At 65.2% G+C, this 22,633-nt stretch carries 19 protein-coding genes; 13 read left to right on the top strand and 6 right to left on the bottom strand.

Features of this window, described 5'->3' with window-relative positions:
• Positions 1-46: 46 nt before the first annotated feature.
• The 3 genes from ACZ5KU_RS01435 to ACZ5KU_RS01425 all read right to left on the bottom strand — a co-directional run bounded on the left by ACZ5KU_RS01435 (position 47) and on the right by ACZ5KU_RS01425 (position 4,659).
• Positions 47-247, bottom strand: coding sequence for a hypothetical protein (locus ACZ5KU_RS01435; RefSeq protein WP_054060176.1), 201 nt, complete (start codon positions 245-247; stop codon positions 47-49).
• 246 nt (positions 248-493) lie between these two features.
• Positions 494-1,600, bottom strand: coding sequence for an agmatine deiminase (aguA, locus tag ACZ5KU_RS01430; RefSeq protein ID WP_273822745.1), 1,107 nt, complete (start codon positions 1,598-1,600; stop codon positions 494-496).
• 146 nt (positions 1,601-1,746) lie between these two features.
• Positions 1,747-4,659, bottom strand: coding sequence for an aminotransferase (locus ACZ5KU_RS01425; protein ID WP_416771357.1), 2,913 nt, complete (start codon positions 4,657-4,659; stop codon positions 1,747-1,749).
• 185 nt (positions 4,660-4,844) lie between these two features.
• Here ACZ5KU_RS01425 and rfbB point away from each other — a divergent pair, with 185 nt between their 5' ends.
• The 7 genes from rfbB (at position 4,845) to ACZ5KU_RS01390 (ending at position 11,981) form a co-directional block, all read left to right on the top strand.
• Positions 4,845-5,927 carry a dTDP-glucose 4,6-dehydratase gene (rfbB, locus tag ACZ5KU_RS01420; RefSeq protein ID WP_054056349.1) on the top strand — a complete coding sequence of 361 codons (1,083 nt, stop codon included), beginning with the start codon at positions 4,845-4,847 and terminating at the stop codon, positions 5,925-5,927.
• Positions 5,924-6,802 (top strand): glucose-1-phosphate thymidylyltransferase RfbA, encoded by an 879-nt coding sequence (gene rfbA, locus ACZ5KU_RS01415; RefSeq protein ID WP_416771354.1) that lies wholly within the window; start codon positions 5,924-5,926, stop codon positions 6,800-6,802. The genes rfbB and rfbA overlap by 4 nt, the downstream gene beginning before the upstream one ends.
• On the top strand, positions 6,799-7,344 hold the full coding sequence (rfbC, locus tag ACZ5KU_RS01410) for a dTDP-4-dehydrorhamnose 3,5-epimerase (protein WP_419737100.1): 546 nt from the start codon (positions 6,799-6,801) through the stop codon (positions 7,342-7,344). Before rfbA ends, rfbC begins: the two co-directional genes overlap by 4 nt.
• The gene (rfbD, locus tag ACZ5KU_RS01405) at positions 7,341-8,225 is read left to right on the top strand and encodes a dTDP-4-dehydrorhamnose reductase (RefSeq protein ID WP_054056352.1); all 885 of its coding nucleotides are present in this window, start codon (positions 7,341-7,343) and stop codon (positions 8,223-8,225) included. Before rfbC ends, rfbD begins: the two co-directional genes overlap by 4 nt.
• Positions 8,226-8,297: 72 nt before the next feature.
• A complete protein-coding gene (locus ACZ5KU_RS01400; RefSeq protein ID WP_464736753.1) occupies positions 8,298-10,112 on the top strand; it encodes a sensor histidine kinase in 1,815 nt (604 codons plus the stop codon).
• Positions 10,109-11,503 (top strand): sigma-54-dependent transcriptional regulator, encoded by a 1,395-nt coding sequence (locus tag ACZ5KU_RS01395; protein ID WP_054062036.1) that lies wholly within the window; start codon positions 10,109-10,111, stop codon positions 11,501-11,503. Before ACZ5KU_RS01400 ends, ACZ5KU_RS01395 begins: the two co-directional genes overlap by 4 nt.
• A 22-nt stretch (positions 11,504-11,525) precedes the next feature.
• Positions 11,526-11,981 (top strand): YiiD C-terminal domain-containing protein, encoded by a 456-nt coding sequence (locus ACZ5KU_RS01390; RefSeq protein ID WP_054062035.1) that lies wholly within the window; start codon positions 11,526-11,528, stop codon positions 11,979-11,981.
• 158 nt (positions 11,982-12,139) lie between these two features.
• Here ACZ5KU_RS01390 and cysQ read toward each other — a convergent pair whose 3' ends face one another.
• Positions 12,140-12,982, bottom strand: coding sequence for a 3'(2'),5'-bisphosphate nucleotidase CysQ (cysQ, locus tag ACZ5KU_RS01385; RefSeq protein WP_464736752.1), 843 nt, complete (start codon positions 12,980-12,982; stop codon positions 12,140-12,142).
• Positions 12,979-13,545, bottom strand: a complete 567-nt coding sequence (nudE, locus tag ACZ5KU_RS01380) for an ADP compounds hydrolase NudE (RefSeq protein ID WP_054060339.1) — start codon at positions 13,543-13,545, stop codon at positions 12,979-12,981. Before nudE ends, cysQ begins: the two co-directional genes overlap by 4 nt.
• A gap of 89 nt (positions 13,546-13,634) precedes the next feature.
• Between nudE and yrfG the strand changes: the two genes are divergently transcribed.
• Complete coding sequence (gene yrfG, locus ACZ5KU_RS01375; protein WP_464736751.1) at positions 13,635-14,297, top strand: GMP/IMP nucleotidase; 663 nt, start codon at positions 13,635-13,637, stop codon at positions 14,295-14,297.
• 92 nt (positions 14,298-14,389) lie between these two features.
• Here yrfG and lysM read toward each other — a convergent pair whose 3' ends face one another.
• Positions 14,390-14,830: a peptidoglycan-binding protein LysM gene (lysM, locus tag ACZ5KU_RS01370; protein WP_464736750.1), complete on the bottom strand. Its 441-nt coding sequence runs from the start codon at positions 14,828-14,830 to the stop codon at positions 14,390-14,392.
• Positions 14,831-14,968: 138 nt separating this feature from the next.
• On the opposite strand from lysM, the gene ACZ5KU_RS01365 reads away from it, so the two are divergent.
• From ACZ5KU_RS01365 to ACZ5KU_RS01345, 5 genes are all read left to right on the top strand, one after another.
• Complete coding sequence (locus tag ACZ5KU_RS01365; RefSeq protein ID WP_054060342.1) at positions 14,969-15,856, top strand: LysR family transcriptional regulator; 888 nt, start codon at positions 14,969-14,971, stop codon at positions 15,854-15,856.
• 94 nt (positions 15,857-15,950) lie between these two features.
• Positions 15,951-16,790, top strand: a complete 840-nt coding sequence (gene fdhD / locus ACZ5KU_RS01360) for a formate dehydrogenase accessory sulfurtransferase FdhD (RefSeq protein ID WP_054062031.1) — start codon at positions 15,951-15,953, stop codon at positions 16,788-16,790.
• Complete coding sequence (locus ACZ5KU_RS01355) at positions 16,787-19,135, top strand: FdhF/YdeP family oxidoreductase (protein ID WP_464736749.1); 2,349 nt, start codon at positions 16,787-16,789, stop codon at positions 19,133-19,135. The genes fdhD and ACZ5KU_RS01355 overlap by 4 nt, the downstream gene beginning before the upstream one ends.
• A 209-nt stretch (positions 19,136-19,344) precedes the next feature.
• Positions 19,345-21,360, top strand: a complete 2,016-nt coding sequence (locus tag ACZ5KU_RS01350; RefSeq protein ID WP_464736748.1) for a LodA/GoxA family CTQ-dependent oxidase — start codon at positions 19,345-19,347, stop codon at positions 21,358-21,360.
• Positions 21,361-22,476 (top strand): tryptophan 7-halogenase, encoded by a 1,116-nt coding sequence (locus tag ACZ5KU_RS01345; protein ID WP_464736747.1) that lies wholly within the window; start codon positions 21,361-21,363, stop codon positions 22,474-22,476. It begins immediately after the preceding gene.
• Positions 22,477-22,633 lie beyond the last annotated feature (157 nt).

Here is a 22,633-nt window from a genome sequence, read left to right as displayed (position 1 = left end):
CGCTGTCCGGATCGCTCCGGGCAGCGGCGTTTTCATTCAAATCCATTTAACCCTGCAAAACCCCCAACAATGCCTCCAGTTCAGCTTCGCTGAACAGGCCCGCGGGGTAGCGGTCGATAATCATTCGACGAGGATCCTGAGCACGGGTTGCACGCGTTCCATTGCTTTTCAACCACTGAGCCAGAATTTGAAGCGACTCGCTCGTCACCGACAGGGGATGCGAAACTCGCTCGCTGGCTACGTTCATCTCGGCGCTCTCCTGGTTCATGAGCGGCTAAGTTACTCAAGGTTTATGACAAAACATCGCAGCCCGAAGAGGGCTCCGTCTGTATGCCAGGCAGATACAAGAGCTATGCCAAAATGCCACTTCTGTGCGCCAGCGCCCATAAAAAAACCCGCGCCCCATAAGGGCCGCGGGTTTGATGAAGAAAAATTTACAATGATGCAAAAGTGCCACTATTTGGCAGGGTGACACCCGATGTTACAGCCTCACTCACCCCTGGTGCGGCGCAGGCTGCTGTTGGGTAAGGCAATGGATATTGCCACCGCCCAGTAACAACTCCCGTCCCGGCACCATCACCACCTCATGCTGCGGGAACAGTGTCTGCAGGATCTCCCGGGCGATGGCGTCCTTCGGATCGTCGAAGCTCGGCGCGATGATCCCGCCGTTGACGATCAGGAAGTTCACATAGGAACCGGCCAGACGCACCGAAGGGCTGCGTTCCTGGCTGCCAGCCACGGCATCGATACCGGCACATTCTTCCTCGGTGGCGTAGAGCGGCCCCGGAATCGGCATTTTGTGCACCACGAAGGCGCGGCCCTTGGCATCACGGGCACTTTCCAGCACCTTCATCGCTGCCTGGCAGCGCGGGTAGTTCGGATCCTGCGGATCGTCGGTCCAAGCCAGCAGCACCTCGCCAGGACGCACGTAGCAGCAGAAGTTATCCACATGGCCATCGGTTTCATCGTTGAACAGGCCGTCCGGCAGCCAGATCACCTTTTCCACCGCCAGGTGCTCGCCAAGAACCTTCTCGATCTCCTCGCGGCTCAGGTGCGGGTTGCGGTTGCGATTGAGCAGACATTCCTCGGTGGTGATCACCGTGCCCTCGCCATCGACATGGATCGAACCGCCTTCGAGCACGAAGCCTTCGGTACGGTATTCCTGGCAGCGCTCGATTTCGAGAATCTTGCCGCCCACCTGTTCGTCGCGGTTCCACGGGAAGTACAGGCCACCGTCGAAACCACCCCAGGCGTTGAAGCCCCAGTGCACGCCACGGACTTCGCCCTGGTGGTTGATGACGAAGGTCGGCCCGCTGTCACGAACCCAGGCGTCGTCGCTGGACATCTCCACCAGGCGAATGTTCGGCACATCCAGGCGCGCCCGGGCATTTTCATACTGGCCGGCGGATACCGCGACCGTCACCGGCTCGAACCGGGCGATGGCCTTGGCCACTGCCGCATGGGCCGCCTGCGCCGGCTTGCCGCCCAGGCGCCAGTTGTCCGGGCGCTCGGGCCAGATCATCCAGACCTGGGTCTGGGGGGCCCATTCGGCAGGCATGTGGAAGCCGTCGGCGCGAGGGGTGCTGTGCAGGATACTCATGGGGATCAGGACTCCAGTGAACCGTCGAGGGTGTTCAACGTAGGTAATGCCGACTTTATAGCCGATAAAAATCGGCTTTTAAAGCTAATAAATTATTACTCGCTCTTATAGAGACATAATTTACCGATAACAATCGGCTTTATATTTCAAAGCCCCTCGTCCAGTACCTTCGACAGCATGTCGACGAAGAAATCCACGCTACGGCGCGTGGTACACATCGGCGGCTTGATCTTCAGAATATTCAGGTGGTCGCCGGTTGGCTGCATGAAAATCCCCAGCTCACGCAACCGGTCGCACAGCAGCGCGGTTTCCTCGGTCGCCGGCTCCAGGGTTTCACGGTTGCGGATCAGTTCCGCCCCCAGGTAGAAACCGGAACCATGCACCGCCCCCACCAATGGATGACGATCGATCAAGGCTTCCAGCCGCTCCTTGAAGTAGCTGCCGACGACCTGGGCATTCTCCCAGAGCTTTTCCTCGGCCATCACGTCCAGCACGGCCATGCCGATCCGGCAACTGACCGGGCTGCCGCCCGACGACGAGAAGAAGTAGCCCTCGGCCTCCAGCGCCTCGGCGATCTCCCGCCGGGTGATCACCGCACCCAGCGGCTGGCCGTTGCCCATGCCCTTGGCCATGGTGATGATGTCCGGCACCACGCCCTGCTCCTCGAAGCCCCAGAAGAACTTGCCCATGCGCCCGTAGCCGACCTGCACCTCGTCGGCGATGCACACGCCGCCCCGGGCCCGTACCAGCGCATAGACCTGTTGCAGGTAGCCCGGCGGCAGCGCGATGCCGCCGGCATTGCCATACACCGGCTCGCAGATGAACCCCGCCAACTGGCGGTTCTGCCCGGCCAGCTTGGCCAGTTGCTGTTCGACGCTACGCACGTAGTCCGGCGTGCTGTCACTGCCGCGGAACGCCCCACGATAGGTATTGGGTGCCGTCACCGGGTGTACCCAGTCCGGGCGGCTCTCCAGCGCCTGGGGGTTGTCGGCAATGGAGGTCGAGACCGCGTCGGCCGCCACCGACCAGCCGTGATAGGCCTCCAGCACGCTGAGCATGTCGCGCCCACCGCTGTAGGCCCAGGCCAGGCGGATCGCCAGGTCGTTGGCCTCGGTCCCGCTGTTGACCAGGAACACCCGGTCCATGGAGTCCGGCGCCAGGGCCAGCAGCCGCTCGGAAAACTCGGTCACCGCGGCGTAGTGGAACCGCGAGTTGGTGTTGAGCAGCGACCACTGGCGCGCCGCCTCGGCAGCCATCCGCGGATGACCGTGGCCGAGCACCGCGACGTTATTGAGCATGTCCAGGTAGGAGCGGCCCTGCATGTCGATCAGGTGGTTGCGCCAGCCACGCTCGATACGTGGCGGATCGACGTAATAGTGTTTCTGCGTGCGGGCAAAGCTGGCGTCACGCCGGGCCAGCAGTTCAGCCGCGTCCAGTTCCGGCTCGGCATCGCAGGCAAGTCCCAGCAACGCCGCCGGCGAGGGGCAGAGCGCCTGCCAGGCGGCAGCGCGCGATGGCGTGCAGAACAGCGGCGCTTCCAGCTCGGCATGCCGGCACAACTGAACGCGCAACGCCGCTCCCGCCTCTCCCAGCACCTGCCCCTTGACCACGGCCGCTCCCGGCCTGAGAGACGCCTCCAGCCCCCACAGCCGCAGGCTCAGTGGCTTGCCCACCAATTGCAACACACCCTCCTCCAGGGTCTGCAGGGTACCGGCGAACGGCGCTTCCACCGTCGTTCCGGCCGGGACCCGCAAGTCGACATGCAACGGGCAGGTATCCGGTTCTACCGCACTGTCGGGACGCGTGCGCGACAGGCGGTACTGCCCGTAGCGGCTGGCCGCCAGGCCGTGCAACGTCGCGGCCTCGGCCAGCAGGCGCTGGTCGGCGCCTTCCTGCTCCCAGTTGCCGGCCTCGAAATGCGGGCTGAGCACGCCCAGGTCGATCAACGCGAACTCCCGCCCGACCAGCCCCGGCAACAGCGGCGCAAAGCCTTCGCTGGCGACCGGTTCCAGGGGCTGCCCGACGGCGGTGAGAATTGCCGCTTCCATCAATTCGAACGGCACCGAGGTCGCCACCTCGAAAATCTCCCACTCATGAGCCAGGTTGTCGCGGCTGTAGCGGTTGTCCGGGTCGATACTGACCTGCTGCTCGCCACTGAGCACCAATACGGCGGCCCGGGCAACGATCAGCGGCCACAGTGCCAGCCACTCCTCCCGTTGCAGCGGGTTGACCGCATGATAGGCCTGGATCGCCGGCAGGATCACAAAAGGGTCGTCCGCGGCATGATGCAGCAGCGCCGCGCAGGTCACCGACAGATCGGCGATCCGCCAGGTGCGGCTCAGGTCGCCGAAGTCGATCACGCCCTGCAATTGCCAATGGCGCTGCGCATCACGGCGCCAGACCACATTGTCATCGGTGATATCCAGGTGGACGGCCTGTACCGGCAGCTTGTCCACCAGCGGTTGCAGACGGCGCGCGGCCTGGGCCGCGGCCTCGCGGATGACCGCCTGCTGCTGCGGGTCGCGAATCACCGGCAGCAGGTGCCCGATCAGCGCCCCGGCGTGCCGTGGGTCCCACTGCAGGGTGCGCTCCAGGCCAGGGTGCTGGAAGTCCGCCAGCGCCCGGTCCATCTCGCCGCACAGGCGTCCCAGACCGACCACCAGTTCGCGGCCGAGGTGCTTGAGATGGGTCAGCGACTGGCCTTCGATGTACTCCAGCAGCCGTACATGCAGCGGCTGACCGGCCAGCTCGAGGGTCAGCAGGTCCTGGCCATTGTTCGCCGCGATCACCCGCGGTACCCGCAGGCCGTCGCGGCCGGCCAGGTGCCCGAGCCCGGCGTGCTGAGCCTGCAACTCAAGGCTGGCGTAGTCGCCATGGCAGATTTTCAGAACGAACCGACCCTTGTCACTGTCGACCCTGTAATTGAGGTCCTGCTGGCTGCCCAGCGCCTGCAGGGTTCCAGAGAGTCCGTAATGCTCCTCGAGCAGTTGCAGCGCCGAAGACATCGAGACATTCGGGCTCGGCAGACTGGCACGGCGGATCAACGTGGCGAGCAACATGTAACGACTCCCTGAAGTTTTTATCGGGTGTCTATATCGCCATCGGCGCCGTCAATACGCAAGTGCGAAGTAAAGTAGGAAGAGTCCGCACCGATACAGGAGCAATCGCACTTGCACCGTTGCCTCCCTCCCCACAAGCTATGCTGCATCAACTGAATGTCCGTCTAAGGAAAAGGCACACCGACATGCGTATTCTAGTCACCGGCGGCGCCGGCTTTATCGGTTCCGCCCTGATTCGGCACCTGATCCGCAACACCGAGCATGAAGTGCTCAACCTCGACAAGCTGACCTACGCCGGCAACCTCGAGTCGCTGACCAGCATCGCGACCGATACCCGCTACGAGTTCGTCCAGGCCGATATCGTCGACCAGGCTACCGTCAGCGCGGTGCTGGCCCGCTTTGAGCCCCACGCGATCATGCACCTGGCCGCCGAGTCCCATGTCGACCGCTCCATCGACGGCCCGTCGGACTTCATCCAGACCAATATCGTCGGCACCTACAGCCTGCTGGAAGCCGCCCGCGGCTACTGGTCGAAGCTCGCCGAGCCGCAAAAAAGCGCCTTTCGCTTCCACCACATCTCCACCGACGAAGTGTACGGCGACCTGCATGGCGTCGATGACCTGTTCACCGAGACCACCCCGTACGCCCCCAGCTCGCCCTACTCGGCGAGCAAGGCGGCGTCCGACCACCTGGTCCGCGCCTGGCATCGCACCTACGGCCTGCCGGTGCTGCTGACCAACTGCTCGAACAACTACGGGCCGTTCCACTTCCCGGAAAAGCTGATTCCGCTGGTGATCCTCAATGCCCTGGCCGGCAAGCCGCTGCCGGTCTATGGCGACGGCCAGCAGGTCCGTGACTGGCTGTTCGTCGAGGACCACGCCCGCGCCCTGTTCAAGGTGGTGACCGATGGCGTGGTCGGCGAGACCTACAATATCGGTGGCCATAACGAGCAGAAGAATATCGACGTGGTGCGTGGTATCTGCGCCCTGCTGGAGGAACTGGCGCCAGCCCGCCCGGCCGGTGTGGCGCGGTACGCTGACCTGATCACCTTCGTCAAGGACCGCCCGGGCCACGACCTGCGCTACGCCATCGACGCCGGCAAGATCGAACGCGAACTGGGCTGGACCCCGGAAGAAACCTTCGAAAGCGGTCTGCGCAAGACCGTGCAGTGGTACCTGGAGAACCTGGAATGGTGCCGCCGGGTACAGGACGGCAGCTACCAGGGCGAACGCCTGGGCTCCCTCGACCACAAGGAATTGTTGGCATGATGAAAGGTATCGTACTGGCCGGTGGCTCCGGCACCCGCCTGCACCCGATCACCCTCGGGGTATCCAAGCAACTGCTGCCGATCTACGACAAGCCGATGATCTACTACCCGATCTCGGTGCTGATGCTGGCCGGCATTCGCGACATCCTGATCATTTCCACCCCGCAGGACCTGCCGCAGTACCGCAACCTGCTGGGTGACGGCAGCCAGTTCGGCGTGCACTTCAGCTATGCCGAGCAGCCGTCGCCGGACGGCCTGGCCCAGGCGTTCCTGATCGGTGAGGCATTCATCGGCAAGGATCCGGTGTGCCTGATCCTCGGCGACAATATCTTCCACGGACAGTCCTTCAGCACGCAGTTGCAAAGGGCCTCACGTCAGCCGGCAGGCGCAACGGTGTTCGGCTACTGGGTCAAGGACCCGGAGCGTTTCGGTGTCATCGACTTCGACGACGAAGGTCGTGCCCTGTCCATCGAGGAAAAACCGGCCAGGCCGAAATCCAGCTACGCGGTCACCGGCCTGTACTTCTACGACAACGATGTCATCGAAATCGCCAAGGCGGTCAAGCCGTCGCCACGCGGCGAACTGGAAATCACCGACGTCAACAATGCCTACCTCAAGCGTGGCGACCTGCGGGTCGAGCGCTTTGGCCGCGGCTTTGCCTGGCTCGATACCGGCACCCATGACAGCCTGCTGGAGGCTTCGCAGTACGTGCAGACCATCGAGCATCGCCAGGGCCTGAAAGTCGCCTGCCTGGAAGAAATCGCCTACCAGAATGGCTGGATCGACCGCGAACACCTGCTCGAACGCGCCCGGTACTTTGGCAAGACCGGTTATGGACAGTACCTGTTCACCCTCGCCGGAGAGGAACAGCAATGAAGGCAACTCCGACACGCCTGCCCGGTGTGGTGATCCTTGAACCCAAGGTCTTCGGCGACGAGCGCGGCTACTTTTACGAGAGCTTCAACGCGCGGGCCTTTCAGGAAGCCACGGGGCTGAACCCGAATTTCGTCCAGGATAACCATTCGCGCTCCCAGAAAGGGGTGCTGCGCGGCCTGCACTATCAGATGCAGAACACCCAGGGCAAACTGGTACGGGTGATCGCCGGCGAAGTGCTCGACGTGGCCGTCGACATCCGCCGCAGCTCGGCGCATTTCGGCCAGTGGGTCGGCGTGCGCCTGTCCGGCGAAAACCATCGCCAGCTGTGGGTGCCCGAAGGCTTCGCCCACGGCTTCGTGGTCCTCAGCGACTACGCCGAATTCCTCTACAAGACCACCGACTACTACACCCCCAGCGCCGAACGCACCATCCGCTGGGACGACCCGACCCTGGCCATCGACTGGGAATTCGAAGGGGTTCCACAGCTCTCGGCCAAGGATCAGAACGGTAAACTCCTGCACGAGGCCGATCTGTTCGAATGAGCACATATCCCCTGAAAATCCTCATCAGCGGCCAGCATGGCCAGGTCTCCCGCGAGCTGCAGAAACGTCTGGGCGACCTCGGCCAACTGGTGGTGCTCGGACGCGACCAGCTCGACCTGGCCCACCCCGAGCAGATTCGCCAGCAGGTCCGCGCCCACCGCCCGGGCCTGATCATCAACGCCGCGGCCCATACCGCCGTCGACCAGGCCGAGTCCGAGCCGGACCTGGCCTTCGCGATCAACGCCACGGCACCGGGCGTGCTCGCCCAGGAAGCCGCCGACCTCGGCGTACCGCTGATTCACTACTCCACCGACTACGTGTTCGACGGCAGCAAGGCCGAGCCCTACACCGAGGACGATGAGACCAACCCGCTGAGCGTCTACGGCCGCAGCAAGCTGACCGGCGAGCGGGCCATCGCCGCAGCCCAGGGCCAGCACCTGATCCTGCGCACCAGTTGGGTCTACTCCAGCCACGGGCGCAACTTCCTGCTGACCATGCAGCGGCTGCTGCAGGAGAAACCGGAACTGCGCATCGTCGCCGACCAGGTTGGGGCACCGACCTGGGCCGGGACCATCGCCAACAGCACCCGCGCCCTGATCGAACGCTGGCAGGCCGGCCAGGCCGGCGCCTGGGGCACCTACCACCTGACCGCCAGCGGTGAAACCTCCTGGTTCGGTTTCGCCCAGGCAATCGGCGAACAGCTGCTGGCCCTGAACAAGCCGTGCGCGATCCTCGAGGCCATCCCGTCGAGCGCCTACCCAACGCCGGCCACCCGCCCGCTGAACTCGCGCCTGGACTGCAGCCGCCTGTTGCGCGAATGGCAGGTGAGCCAGCCGGATTGGCATACGGCATTGCGCGAGTGCCTTGCCGAACAGGGCTGAGGCCGGCGAAACGTCATTTATTGATTGCGCGCCCTCCCCCATAATGCGTCGGACTCCACCGGCGCATTCCCGATGATCACGACTCCACCCATTCCCCGCAGACCCCGCTGGCGCAGCCTGGCCCTGCTGTTCCTGTGCCTGGCGCCGCTGCTGTGGCCACTGGAACATCTCGCCGAGCGTTACTACCGCAGCGAACTGGTGAGCCAGAATCGCCAGACCCTCGACCTCTACGTCGCCAACCTGCTGGGTACCCTGCACCGCTACGAGGTCCTGCCGCAGATCCTCGGCGACCTGCCGGCCCTGCGCGCCGTACTCGCCGAGCCGGACCAGAGCCTGCGTCTGGGAAGCGCCAACAGCCTGCTGCGCGACATCTGCAACCAGACCGGTGCCGAAGTCATGTACCTGATGGACACCAGCGGCAAGACCCTGGCCGCCTCCAACTGGGACAAGCACGACAGCTTCGTCGGCCGCAATTTCGCTTTCCGCCCCTACTTCAGCGAAGCCATGGCCGGTCGCCTCGGGCGTTTCTTCGGCCTCGGCACCACCTCGGGCAAGCGTGGCTACTTCTTCGCCGCAGCGGTACGCGACGGCGACAAGGTGATCGGCGCGCTGGTGGTCAAGGTCGACCTGGACCACACCGAAAGCCTCTGGGGCAAGACCCCCGAACAACTGCTGGTGACCGACCACAATGGCGTGGTGATCCTGACCTCGCGGGCGGAGTGGCGCTTTCGTGCGACCCGCCCCCTGGACGGCAACGAACGCGATGCCATCACCGCCGTCCAGCCCTACCCGACGCGCAATCCGCAGCCGCTGAACCTCAACCCCACGGCCTGGCTGACCCAGACCCGGCAGATCGACGAAACCGGCTGGAGCGTCAGCATCCTCGCCCCGCGGACGCTGATCGATCGCCCCGTGCGCACCGTCGTCGCGGTCGGCGGCGCGACCCTGCTGGTGCTGATGCTGCTGCTCGGGCTGATGATGCAGCGCCGGCGGCATTACCTGGAGCGAATCGCCTTCGAGGCCAAGGCCCGCCGCGAACTGGAAATGCGCGTCGCCGAGCGGACCAGCGACCTGGAAGGCCTCAACCGCCGACTCAAGCAGGAAGTACTGGAGCGCGAGCATGCCCAGCAGGAACTGGTGCGCGCCCAGGACGACCTGGTCCAGGCCGGCAAGCTTTCGGCCCTGGGCACCATGTCGGCAAGCATCAGCCACGAACTCAACCAGCCACTGGCGGCGATCCGCAGCTATGCGGAAAACGCCGAGGTGCTGCTCGATCACCAGCGCACCGACGACGCCCGCGGCAACCTCAAGCTGATCAGCGAGCTGACCGGACGCATGGCGTCGATCATCGCCCACCTGCGCGCGTTCGCCCGCCGCGACCGGCATGCCCCGGAAAGCGTGGCCCTGCAGCCGGCGCTCGACGACGCCCTGGCCCTGCTGGCCAAGCGCCGACGGGCGATGGAAGTCGAACTGATCCGCGACCTGCCGGCCGCCGCGCTGTGGGTCGAGGCCGGCGAAACCCGGTTGCGCCAGGTGCTCGGCAACCTGCTGGCAAACGCCCTCGACGCCCTGACCGAAAAGGCCCCGCCGCGCAAGCTGTGGCTCAGTGCCCAGGAATCGCCGGAAGGCGTGACCCTGACCATTCGCGACAACGGCCCGGGTTTCTGCCTGGAAGCCCTGGGTCGCGCCGGCGAGCCGTTCTACACCACCAAGACGCGCACCCAGGGGCTCGGCCTGGGCCTGGCGATCTGTGATTCCCTGATGCGCGCCTTCGGCGGCGAACTGCTGTTTGCCAACCACCGTGAAGGCGGCGCCCTGATAACCCTGCGGATGCGCGCCGGCGCCCCCGGCGTCAGCCTGCAACCGGCCGAGGACTCGAGTGTATGAATATCGACCACCAGACCCAGGTGGTACTGATCGACGACGATCCCCACCTGCGCCAGGCCCTGAGCCAGACCCTGGATCTGGCCGGCCTGAAGATCCTGCCGCTGGCCGAGGCCCGTGGCCTGGCCGCGCGCATCGAGCGCGACTGGCCGGGTGTGGTCGTCAGCGATATCCGCATGCCGGGCATGGACGGCATCGAATTGCTCAACGAGCTGCATGCCCAGGACCCGGAGCTGCCGGTGCTGCTGATCACCGGCCATGGCGACGTGCCGCTGGCGGTCCAGGCGATGCGCGCCGGGGCCTATGACTTTCTGGAAAAACCCTTCGCCAGCGATGCCCTGCTCGACAGCGTGCGCCGCGCCCTGGCCCTGCGCCGCCTGGTGCTGGACAACCGCAGCCTGCGCCTGGCCCTGAGCGATCGCCAGCAACTGGCGACCCGCTTGCTCGGCCACTCGCCGCAGATGCAGCGCCTGCGTGAACAGATCGGCGCCCTCGCGGCGACCAAGGCCGACGTGCTGATCCTCGGCGAAACCGGCGCCGGCAAGGAAGTCGTCGCCCGTGCCCTGCATGACCTGTCGAACCGGCGCAACGGCCCCTTCGTGGCGATCAACGCCGGCGCCCTGGCCGAGTCGGTGGTGGAAAGCGAGTTGTTCGGCCACGAACCGGGCGCCTTCACCGGCGCGCAGAAACGCCGGATCGGCAAGTTCGAATTCGCCAACGGCGGCACCCTGTTCCTCGATGAAATCGAAAGCATGAGCCTGGATGTCCAGGTCAAGCTGCTGCGCCTGTTGCAGGAGCGGGTGGTCGAACGCCTGGGGGGCAACCAGCAGATCCCGCTGGATATCCGCATCATCGCCGCGACCAAGGAGGACCTGCGCCAGTCCGCCGATCAGGGCCGCTTCCGCGCCGACCTGTACTACCGGCTGAACGTCGCGCCGCTGCGCATTCCGCCACTGCGCGAACGCGGTGAAGATGTGCTGGTCCTGTTCCAGCATTTCGCCGACGAAGCCAGCGGCCGCCATGGCCTGCCGCCCCATGGCCTGCAGCCGGCGCAACGGGCGCTGCTGCTGCGCCACGGCTGGCCGGGCAACGTGCGCGAACTGCAGAATGCCGCCGAGCGTTTCGCCCTTGGCCTGGAACTGGCGCTGGACAACAGTGCCCCGGAAAGCCTCGATGCGCAGATCGCCGTTGGCAATCGCGCTGGCGGCCTGAGCGAACAGGTCGAGCACTTCGAGAAATCGCTGATCGCCGCCGAACTGGCGCGCTCCCACAGCTCCCTGCGCAGCCTCGCCGAAGCCCTCGGCATCCCGCGCAAGACCCTGCACGACAAACTGCGCAAACACGGCCTGAGCTTCGACAGCGGCAGCCACAGCGGCGGCGAGGAGCTCGAATGAATCACACCACAGAGGTCACTGCATGAACCGCGACAGCCACTACCTGGAATCCATCCTGCACCACGACATTCCCCTGACACGCGAGATGGGGCTCAAGGTCGGCGGCTGGGAGGGCGGACAACTGCGCCTGTGGCTGCCGCTGGAACCCAACGTCAACCACAAGAGCACCATGTTCGGCGGCAGCCTGTACTGCGGCGCGGTGCTGGCCGGCTGGGGCTGGCTGCACCTGAGCCTGCACGAGGCGGGTATCGCGGACGGGCACATCGTGATCCAGGAGGGCCAGATCAGCTACCCGCTGCCGGTCACCGGCGATGCCGAGGCGATCTGTGCGGCACCGGACGAGAAGGTCTGGAAAAAATTCCTGGCCACCTACCAGCGTTACGGCCGCGCGCGGCTGACCCTGGAGACCCGGGTGATGAATGTCGGCAGCGAAGACGAGGCGGTGCGTTTCAGCGGCCAGTACGTGCTGCACCGCTGAAATCCCCCCGTAATTGCAACCCTCAAAAAACGAACCTGCCACGCACTGTAGGAGCCGGGCTTGCCCGCGAACCGCCAAAGGCGGCCATTCAAAACCGTTCCGGATGGCCGCCGCTGGCGGTTCGCGGGCAAGCCCGGCTCCTACAATCAGTAAAACGTCTAGGCCTGCGGCATCTTCGGCAACTGCTCCCGCCACAACGCCTGCTCCGGCAAGGCCAGGAAAAACGGATTGAGCAACGACTCCCGCGCCGGATAACTGAAGCGCTCGCCGCTCAGTTCCAGCACTTCACCGCCCGCCCCCTCCAGTACGCCCTGGGCCGCCGCCGTATCCCACTGGGAGGTTGGCGCCAGGCGCGGATAGAAGTCCGCGGCGCCTTCGGCCAGCAGACAGAACTTCAGCGAACTGCCGATATTCGCCAGCTCCAGCTCACCCAGGCTGGCACTCAGCCCGGACAGCAACCGCTCCTGCTCGGGGCTGGAATGCCGACGGCTGGCCACCACCGTGAACGCGTTACCGGCCGGCGGCTGGGTCCGCACCCGTATCGGTTCGGGCGGCAGGCCGCGGTCCGCGCGCCAGGCGCCCAGACCGGCGCCGCCGAAATAGGCACGACCGCTGGTCGGCATCGAAACCACGCCAAACACCACCCGCCCCTGCTCGATCAGCGCAATATTCACAGTGAACTCTTCACTGCCGGAAATGAACTCCTTGGTACCGTCCAGCGGGTCCACCAGCCACCAGCGCTGCCAACCGGCACGGACCTCACGGGGGATGTCGGCGTCTTCCTCGGACAACACCGGGATATCCGGCGCCAAGGCGCTCAGGCCGGCGACGATCAGGTGATGCGCCGCCAGGTCCGCGGCCGTCACCGGCGAGGCATCGGCCTTGTCCATCACTTCGACATCAGCCCGCCAGAACGGCAGGATCGCCTCGCCGGCCTGGCAGGCCAGTTCGATGACCGGGGCCAGGAACGGATGCGGCAGGCTCACAAACGAATCACTCATGGTTGAAACACTCCACGCTGGGTCAACAGGTCACGGGCCAGGTACAACGCCGCCAGCGCACGACCCTCGGTGAATTGCGGGTTCTGCGCCAGGCCGGCCAGCTCGCGCAGGTTCACCCGGTCGACCCGCATCGGCTCGGGCTCGTCACCCTCAAGACGCTCTTCATACAGGTCGCTGGCCAGGACCACCTGGATCTTCTGGCTCATGTAGCCCGGCGACAACGACAACTCGGTCAGGTGCTCCAGTTGCCGGGCACCGAAACCGGCCTCTTCCTTCAGCTCCCGCTCGGCCGCCGCCAGCACATCCTCGCCCGGCTCGATCAGCCCCTTGGGCAGCGACAGTTCGTACTCATCGGTGCCACCGCAATATTCCTCGACCAGCACCGCATGCTCGGCATCGAGCATCGCCACGATCATCACCGCACCGTAACCGGTGCCCTTGCCCACCAGTCGTTCATAGGTGCGCTCGACACCGTTGGAGAAACGCAACTGGACCTGCTCGACACGGAACAGACGGCTGCTGGCGACGATTTCACGGGCAAGTACGGTGGGTTTCTGGCGCATGGCGGCTCCTGGGCGTTAACGGGTTACTATACCGTGGCTTTTCCGATTGTCTGTGTCGGATATCCTTTTTCCCGGTCGAGAAGTTTCCCATGCCCTCATTACCCTGGCGCGACATCGATACCGTTCTGCTGGACATGGACGGCACCCTGCTCGACCTGCATTACGACAACCACTTCTGGATGGAACACCTGCCGCGACGCTATGCCGAGCTGCACGGCGTCAGCCTGGCCATGGCCGAGGCGGAGCTGGGTTCACTGTTCCGGGACCACGCCGGCCAGTTGCAATGGTACTGCCTGGACTTCTGGAGCGAGGAGCTCAAGCTGCCGGTGCGCGAGCTGAAGCGGGAAACCGCGCACCTGATCGCCCTGCGTCCGGACGCCGACACCTTCCTGAAGGCGATCCGCCAGGCGGGCAAGCGGGTGATCCTGATCACCAACGCCCATCGCGATTCGTTGTCACTGAAGCTGGAGCGGGTCGAACTGGCACCCTACTTCGAGCGCCTGATCAGTTCCCATGATTACGGCTTCGCCAAGGAATCCCCGTCATTCTGGGACGCGCTGCAGGTCGATATCGGCTTCGATCCGGCACGCAGCCTGTTCATCGACGATACCCTGCCGATCCTGCGCAGCGCCCGGCGCTTCGGCGTCGCGCACCTGCTGGCGGTGCGCGAGCCGGACAGTCGCAAGGGGCCCAAGGACACCGAGGAATTCGCCGCCGTGGGCGACTACCGCGAATTGATCGCTGACTTGTAGGAGCGGGCGGTACGGCGATCCGGCTTGCCCGCGAACGCGTCATGAGGGCGCTAAAAGCTTCGCGGGCAAGCCCTGCTCCTACAGGCCGGGCATTACTCGGGAATACGCAGCGTCTGACCCGGATAAATCTTGTCCGGATGTGACAGCAACGGTTTGTTGGCCTCGAAGATCCTGTTGTACTGGTTGGCGTCGCCATAGACCGCCTTGGAGATCGCGCTCAGTGTGTCGCCCGACTTCACCACGACAAACCGCGCGGCCGCCTGCACCGGCCCACTGACCGTGAGCTGGTCGTCGACGCTGCCGACACCGGCAATGTTGCCCAGCGCCAGCAGGATCTTTTCCTTCTCCTCCTGGCTGGCGACCTCGCCCGTGACCGTCACCTTGTCGCTCTCCACCGTGGCCTGGACATTCGGGTTGCCCAGGCCGACCCTGGCGATATGCGCCTTGAGTTGCTCGCCGGCATTGGCATTGCCCGGGGTCAGCAAGTCGAGCAGCTTCTCGCCCGCCTCTTTCACGAAGCTGAGGATACTCATGGTTTCTTCTCCTTGATGGGTGATATCCAGACGCGAACCACTGGACCGGGCACGTCTGCGACAGGTTCCGGACAGACCCATGACTCAGCGTAGCCCAACCGCGCTAGAATCCGGGCCTGGACCGCGCCTGGAGCGACGATGGACATCAAACAGCTGAAATTCCTGATTGCCCTGGACGAAACGCGACACTTCGGCCAGGCGGCGGCACGCTGCCACATCACCCAGCCGACCCTGTCCATGCGCCTGCGCAACCTGGAGGAAGAACTCGACCTGCAACTGGTCAACCGCGGCCAGCGCTTCGAGGGTTTCACCGCGCCCGGCGAACGGGTGCTGGCCTGGGCCCGCACCGTGCTGGCGGCCTACGATGGCCTGCAGGCCGAGGCCGCCGCCTGTCGCGGCAACCTGATCGGCACCCTGCGCCTGGGCGTGGTGCCGCTGTCGAACTTCGACCCGCTGCACCTGATGCAGCGCCTGCATGCCGAACACCCGGACCTGCGTTTCGAACTGTCGTCCCTCAGTTCCGAACAGATTCTCGAACAGTTGGCGAGCAACCGCCTCGACCTCGGCGTCTCCTACCTCGATCGCCTGGACACCGAGCGCTTCGACGCCCTGCCCCTGAGCGAAACCGCCATGGGCCTGCTCTACGACCAGCGCTTCTTCGACTTCGGCGACCAGCCGCTGAGCTGGGAGGCGCTGACCGAACTGCCGCTGGGCATGCTCACCAGCGGCATGCACTTTCGCCAGTCCATCGACCACAACTTCCACAGCCGTGGCCTGAGCCCACAACCGCTGCTGCAGACCGACGCCGTTCATCAATTGTTGCAAGCCGTGAATGGCGGCCTGTGCTGCGCGATCATGCCGCTCAACAGCGGCCTTGAGACCCTGACCGACCACCTGAGCCTGCAACCGATCGAAAATGCCCGGACCCTGGCCAACCTCGGCCTGATCATGCGCCGTGGCGCGCCGCGCTCGGCCCTGGCCGAAGCCTGCTTCAGGCTTTATCAGAAATCGCCAAGCGGACTTTGATCGACATCATCTATCGGTGGATCAGTACTAGCGATTAGACGTGACCTTTTGCCGCGCCTAGTCTTAGCACCGTACATTTCGCCGGTAATCCTCCATGCACGCCAAGCCAGACGGCTGCGCGATTCCTGTCACCACAGCAGCCGCGCCGGCCGCCAGCCAGAGCTACCAGTACAGCGACCTCGATCATCACGAAGCCGCTGAGACCTCACTCGCCGAAGAAGTCGCGCTGGCCATCGCCTACAACGGCATCAGCCAGGCCGTGATGCTGGTCACGCCCACCGACCTGGAAGACTTCATCGTCGGTTTCAGCCTCGGCAGCGGCATCATCCATGACGCCACCGAACTCTACGACCTGAAACTGACCAGCAATGGCGCTGCCCATTACGCCGAAGTGGAGATTTCCAGCCGCGCGTTCTGGAGTCTCAAGCAGCAGCGCCGACAACTGGCCGGCACCAGCGGCTGCGGCCTGTGCGGCGTCGAGGCGCTGGAGCAGGCCCTGCCGGAACTGAACGTACTACCCGGCGCACCGCTGCCGCCGGCCGCCTGGCTGGTCGACCTGCGCCAACGCATCAGCGCCTTCCAGCCGCTGGGCCAGCACTGCGGTGCCGTGCATGCCGCCGTGTTCATGAACGATCAGGGCGAACTGCTGCTGGGCCGCGAAGACATCGGCCGGCACAACGCCCTCGACAAGCTGATCGGCGCGCTGGTCCGCCAACAGATCCCGACCGCCGGTGGCGTGGCCATCGTCACCAGCCGCTGCAGTCTGGAATTGATCCAGAAAGTGCTGCGGGCCGGCATCCAGACCCTGGTCAGCCTGTCATCCCCCACTGGCCTGGCGCTGCAATGGGCGCGTCGGCACAACCTCAATCTTATTCACCTGCCGCAGAAAAGTGCGCCGCGGGTCTACAGCCCTGCGATGGAGAATCCCGCGTGAGCAATCATAATCAAGCCGACCAGATCCCGACCCCACGCTACAAGCCCTACAAGGGTCCGGCCGGCGGCTGGGGCGCACTGATCAGCGTGGCCCAGGCCTGGTTGACCAGCGACAACGCGCTGAAGAACATCCGCATGATGCTCAAGACCAACCAGAACGGCGGCTTCGACTGCCCCGGCTGCGCCTGGGGCGACTCGCCGGAAAGCGGCATGGTCAAGTTCTGCGAGAACGGCGCCAAGGCCGTCAACTGGGAAGCCACCAAGCGTCGGGTGGATGCCGCGTTCTTTGCCAAGCACAGCGTCAGCTCGCTGTTCGAGCAGTCCGACTACTGGCTCGAGTACCAGGGCCGCCTGACCGAGCCGATGAGCTACGACCCGACCACCGACCGCTACAAGCCCATCAGTTGGGACGCGGCGTACGCGCTGATCGCCAAGCACCTGCTGAACCTCGACAGCCCTGACCAGGCCGAGTTCTACACCTCGGGCCGGGCCAGCAACGAGGCGGCGTACCTGTATCAACTGTTCGTCCGGGCCTTCGGCACCAACAACTTCCCCGATTGCTCGAACATGTGCCACGAGGCCAGCGGCGTGGCCCTGGCGCAAAGTGTCGGGGTCGGCAAGGGCACCGTGACCTTCGACGACTTCGAACACGCCGACGCGATTTTCGTCTGGGGCCAGAACCCCGGCACCAACCACCCGCGCATGCTCGAACCGCTGCGTGAAGCCGTGAAACGCGGTGCCCAGGTGGTCTGCATCAACCCGCTCAAGGAGCGCGGCCTGGAGCGCTTCCAGCATCCCCAGCACCCGCTGGAAATGCTCACCAACGGCAACAAGCCGACCAACACCGCCTACTTCCGCCCGGCCCTGGGCGGCGACATGGCCGTGCTGCGCGGCATGGCCAAGTTCCTGCTGCAATGGGAGCGCGAGGCCCAGGCGGCGAACGAGCCGTCGGTGTTCGACCATGACTTCCTCAACGAACACACCGCCAACGTGCTCGACTACCTGGCCGCCATCGACGAAACCCCATGGGCACAGATCGTCTCGCAATCGGGCCTGCCCCTGGTCGAAATCGAGCAGGCGGCGCGGATGTACGCCAAGAGCAAGAGCGTCATCATGTGCTGGGCCATGGGCATCACCCAGCACCGCCATTCGGTGGCGACCATCCAGGAAATCGCCAACCTGATGTTGCTGCGCGGCAACATCGGCCGGCCGGGCGCAGGCCTGTGCCCGGTACGCGGCCACAGCAACGTGCAGGGCGACCGCACCATGGGCATCAACGAGCGCCCACCGGTGGCCCTGCTCGACGCCCTGGAACGCCGCTTCCAGTTCAAGGTACCCCGCAGCAACGGCCATAACGTGGTCGAAGCCATCCATGCCATGCTCGAGGGCCGCGCCAAGGTGTTCATCGGCCTCGGCGGCAACTTCGCCCAGGCCACCCCGGACAGCCCGCGGACCTTCGAAGCCCTGCGCAACTGCGACCTGACCGTGCAGATCAGCACCAAGCTCAACCGCAGCCACCTGACCCACGGCAAGGAAGCGCTGATCCTGCCGTGCCTGGGCCGCACCGACATCGACCTGCAGGCCGAAGGCACCCAGGCGGTGACCGTGGAAGACTCGTTCAGCATGGTCCACGCCTCCAACGGCCAGTTGCAGCCGCTGTCGAAACAGATGCGCTCGGAACCGGCGATCATCGCCGGCATCGCCGCCGCGACCCTCGGCTCGCACCCGGTGGACTGGAACTGGCTGGTGGGCGACTACAACCGCATCCGCGACCTGATCGCCGACACCATTCCCGGCTTCAAGGACTTCAACCAGCGTATCGGGCACCCGGGCGGTTTCTACCTGGGCAACGCCGCCGGCGCCCGGCGCTGGAACACGCCTTCGGGCCGGGCGAACTTCCGCTCCAACGGCCTGCCGAGCGACCTGATCCACGAGCTCACCCACGCCACGGGCAGGAAGCCGGACCTGATCCTGCAGTCGATGCGTTCCCACGACCAGTACAACACCACCATCTATGGTCTCGACGACCGCTACCGTGGGGTCAAGGGCCAGCGCGAGGTGCTGTTCGTCAACGAGGCGGACATCATCCGCCTGGGCTTCAAGCCGGGGCAGAAGGTCGACATCGTGTCGCTCTGGGAAGACGGTCGCGAGCGTCGGGTCAAGGGCTTCACCCTGCTGGCCTTCGACATCCCCGCCGGCCAGGCCGCCGCCTACTACCCGGAAGTGAACCCGCTGGTGCCGCTGGAAAGCGTCGGCGACGGCAGCCACACCCCGACCTCCAAGTTCGTCGCCATCTGCCTGGAAATGGCCAGCGAGAACGGCCTGATCCTCGCCCAGGCCAGTTGATCCGAGCCGCCCCGGACGCCTTGCCAGAGGTGCCCGGGGAATCTCCCGCCGTAATAGCAAAAAGCCATTCGACAAACCGCAAGCCCTTTACTAGAGTCTGCGGGCGGTGCTCCTCACGCCCTCATCCGACGGTGCTGACCGGCACCCGCCCAGGGATCCTGCCCGCAGGTCGGGCACATCCTCTTTAGCACGGAACGCGGAGAGCACTCATGTCGATCACCCCCGGCCATACCCCGCATCACCACGGCAGCCAAACCCCTCCCAAGGACAAGCGCATCGTCAGCGCCGCGATCCATCCCGCGATCGGCGTGGCGCGGGTCGGCAACAGTGAATCGGACTACTTCATCGGCCCCCAGGTGACCGAGCCGCGGCCCGAGCCACTGGGCTTCTACCGGGACGCCCAGGGTGCACTGAAGCGCCAGGCCGCCGAGTTCCGCATCTATGGCTACAACCTGGCTGGAGAGGTGGTCGCCGAACTGACCGCGCAAGACGCCGAGATCACCTGGTCGGCCCATGTCGCCAACCGCAAGGCGCAGTGGTACCAGTGGCAGTTGGCGATGGACATTCCCGAAGCCGCCAGCAAGGTGCTGCCCCTGCGCAATGCCGAGATCAAGGACCCCAAGGCCCGCGCAGCCCTGGCCATCGACGGCGGCCTGCAAAGCATCCGCGGCACGAACCAGGCCGGTGTCGAGTTCAACGGCCAGTACGAAGGCGTGCCAGTGTATCTGGGTGAGTTGCGCACCGATGCCCAGGGTCGCCTGCTGTTCCTCGGCGGCCGCGGTGTATCGGCCTCGCCCCGGAACACGCCGATCTTCAACCCCAAGGACGACAACAGCTTCATCAACGCCGATGGCTGGTACGACGACACCAGCGATGGACCGATCAGCGCCCAGGTCAGCATCGGCGGCCGGTCGATTCCGGTCGAATCGGCCTGGGTGGTGACCGCGCCGCCCAACTATGCACCCCAGGTCAAGACGGTACGCACGCTCTACGACCTGACCTACGACCTGTTCATCCAGGCCGGCTGGCTGAAGCCGAACACCTCGACCTCCTTCCGCCAGGATGTCTACCCGATCCTGCAACGTCTATCGGGCCTGCAGTGGGTCAACCAGGGCTTCGCTACCCAGTTCGGCCACAACAGCCCCTACAACTTCGAAGACCCGGCCTTCATCGCCAAGCTGGCGCACAAACCGGCACCAGGAGACTACGACGTATTCCAGGAAACCCGCCGACAGATCCTCAACAGCTTCCGCCTGCCTGAACCTGCCGACAACAACCCGCTGCCCTGGCCTTGGATCTACGGCGATGACATGGAGCTGGGGAACAACCCCAGCCCACGCCAGAACTCGTCGATCACCCAGACACAGTACCTGGCGCTCAGCCGCTGGGCTGACGGCCAGTTCGAGGCCGACTGGCCCGGCCTCCCACTCCCGGACAATCTGGATTCGGTAGCCCTGGCAGAGCAGCCAGCCATGCTTGACCGCGCCGCCCTGGACTTCTGCCTGGCCGACGCTTTCCACCCCGGTTGCGAACTGACCTGGCCGATGCGCCATCTGCCGCTCTACGCCAAGCCCTGGCGCATTCGTCAGCGCCCGGCCGGCAGCCCCCAGCCGGACTACGGCCCAACCCTGAACCAGACCCAGGCCCTGGCTGTCGGTGGTCCGTTGTACGGGCAAGGCCCCGGCGACCTGAACCGCTGGATGGGCTTGCCATGGCAGGCCGACACCGCCTATTGCCGAGGTGGCTACAACCCAGACTACAGTCCGTTCACCGCGACCTTCTGGCCGGCGCGCGTGCCCAACCAGGTACTCAGTGACGCGGACTATGCCCTGGTCATCGACCCTGCGACCAAGCCCGAGCAGCGTCTCGACGCGTTCGCCGATCGCAGTAACTGGAATGCCCCGCTGCTGGTCGAAGGCCCGAAAACCTCGACCGCCAAGCAGATGACCACGATGGTGGATATCTTCGGCTCCATGGGCCTGCTGGAAGTGCGCAAGCACGTTTTCGACAGCCCGCTCTATCCGAACACCATGATGGTTGCCAGCTACGGGCCGCAGATCCCCACGAGCCAGACCTTCGCCAGCCCGGCGCTGGCTGCCGACTTCGTCGCGGCGGGCGCGCCGACGGACGACATCGCGGGGGCACCACGGCCACCACGGGGCGCCAACTTCAGCAGCCAGGAAGACGCCGAGCAGGCGCCACGCGGCGGGAGACGGTCGCGCTAAATGGAGCGCTATGACGTCGCCATCGTCGGCGGCGGCCCGGCCGGCTCGGCTACCGCCATCAACCTGGCGCGCCTGGGCCGGCGGGTGCTGCTGGCCGACTCGGCACCCGCAGGGCGCTTCCGGGTGGGCGAGGGCTTTCCGCCCGCCGCCCGCTCGCTGCTCGCCGACCTGGGTGTGCTCGACGGCTTTCTCGCCGCCGGGCACCGTCCCAGCTACGGCAACCTTTCCGTATGGGGCTCGGACGAGCCGCACATGGACGATTTCATCTTTCAGACCCAGGGTCGCGGCTACCAGTTGGACCGCCTCGCCTTCGACACCCAGTTGCGGGCCACGGCACGCCAGCTCGGTGTAGCGGTCCACGAAGCCACCCGGCTGGTCGCCACACCGCGTGAGGCCGGTTTCAGCCTGCGCCTGGCCAGCGCCGACGGCGAGCGACAGGCCGAATGCCGCTGGCTGATCGACGCCGGCGGCCGCCCGGCGGTACTCGCCCGTCAGCAGGGCGCCCAGCGCCAGGTCGAAGACCGGCTGACCGCCTTCTACCTGCTGCTGCATAGCCGGCAAGACACCGATCGCGATGGCCGCACGCTGGTCGAGGCGGTGGAAAACGGCTGGTGGTACAGCGTGCTGCTGCCCTCGGGGGAACGGCTGGTGACCTTCCTCGGCGACCTGGACCTGCTCGACCGCCAAACGCTGCTGAGCGGCGATGGGCTGTGGCAGCAACTGGCTCATACCCGCCTGTTGTCGGCCTTGTGTCGTGAACACGGCTACCAGCCCGGCAGTTCCGTCCAGGGCATGGATGCCGCCAGCGGACAGCTTTCGCAATTTCACGGCGAACACTGGACGGCCGTAGGCGATGCGGCACTGGCCTTCGATCCGCTGTCGTCCCAGGGCATTGCCACCGCGCTCTATTGTGGCCAGTATTGCGCTCGCGCCGTGCACGCCACGCTGAATGGTGAGCGCGAAGCCCTTCCCACCTATGCGGATCTGCTCAGGCGGATCTACAGCGCCTACCTGGGCAACCGGCAACAGTTCTACGGGATGGAAAAACGCTGGGGCGAATCGACGTTCTGGAAGCGGCGCCAGCCTCTTCCAGTGCGCGCACAAGGCGCGAAATGATGGGGTTCAAGTAGCCTCAGACCTTCCAAAATCAACTAAGTTCCCTAGTAAAATCAGTAAGTTATCTTTTTGTATACAGGTCGTGCTATTCGTCGGATTTCCGTTGTAAGCCCACTGTCACAAGCCTCAGGATCGCGCCGTCATCCCTAGGAGGCTC

The sequence above is a fragment of the Pseudomonas sp. Tof1 genome (assembly GCF_055390395.1).
The sequence above is the reverse complement of the archived record's forward strand: the minus strand, read 5'-3'. Positions and strand labels throughout refer to the sequence as shown.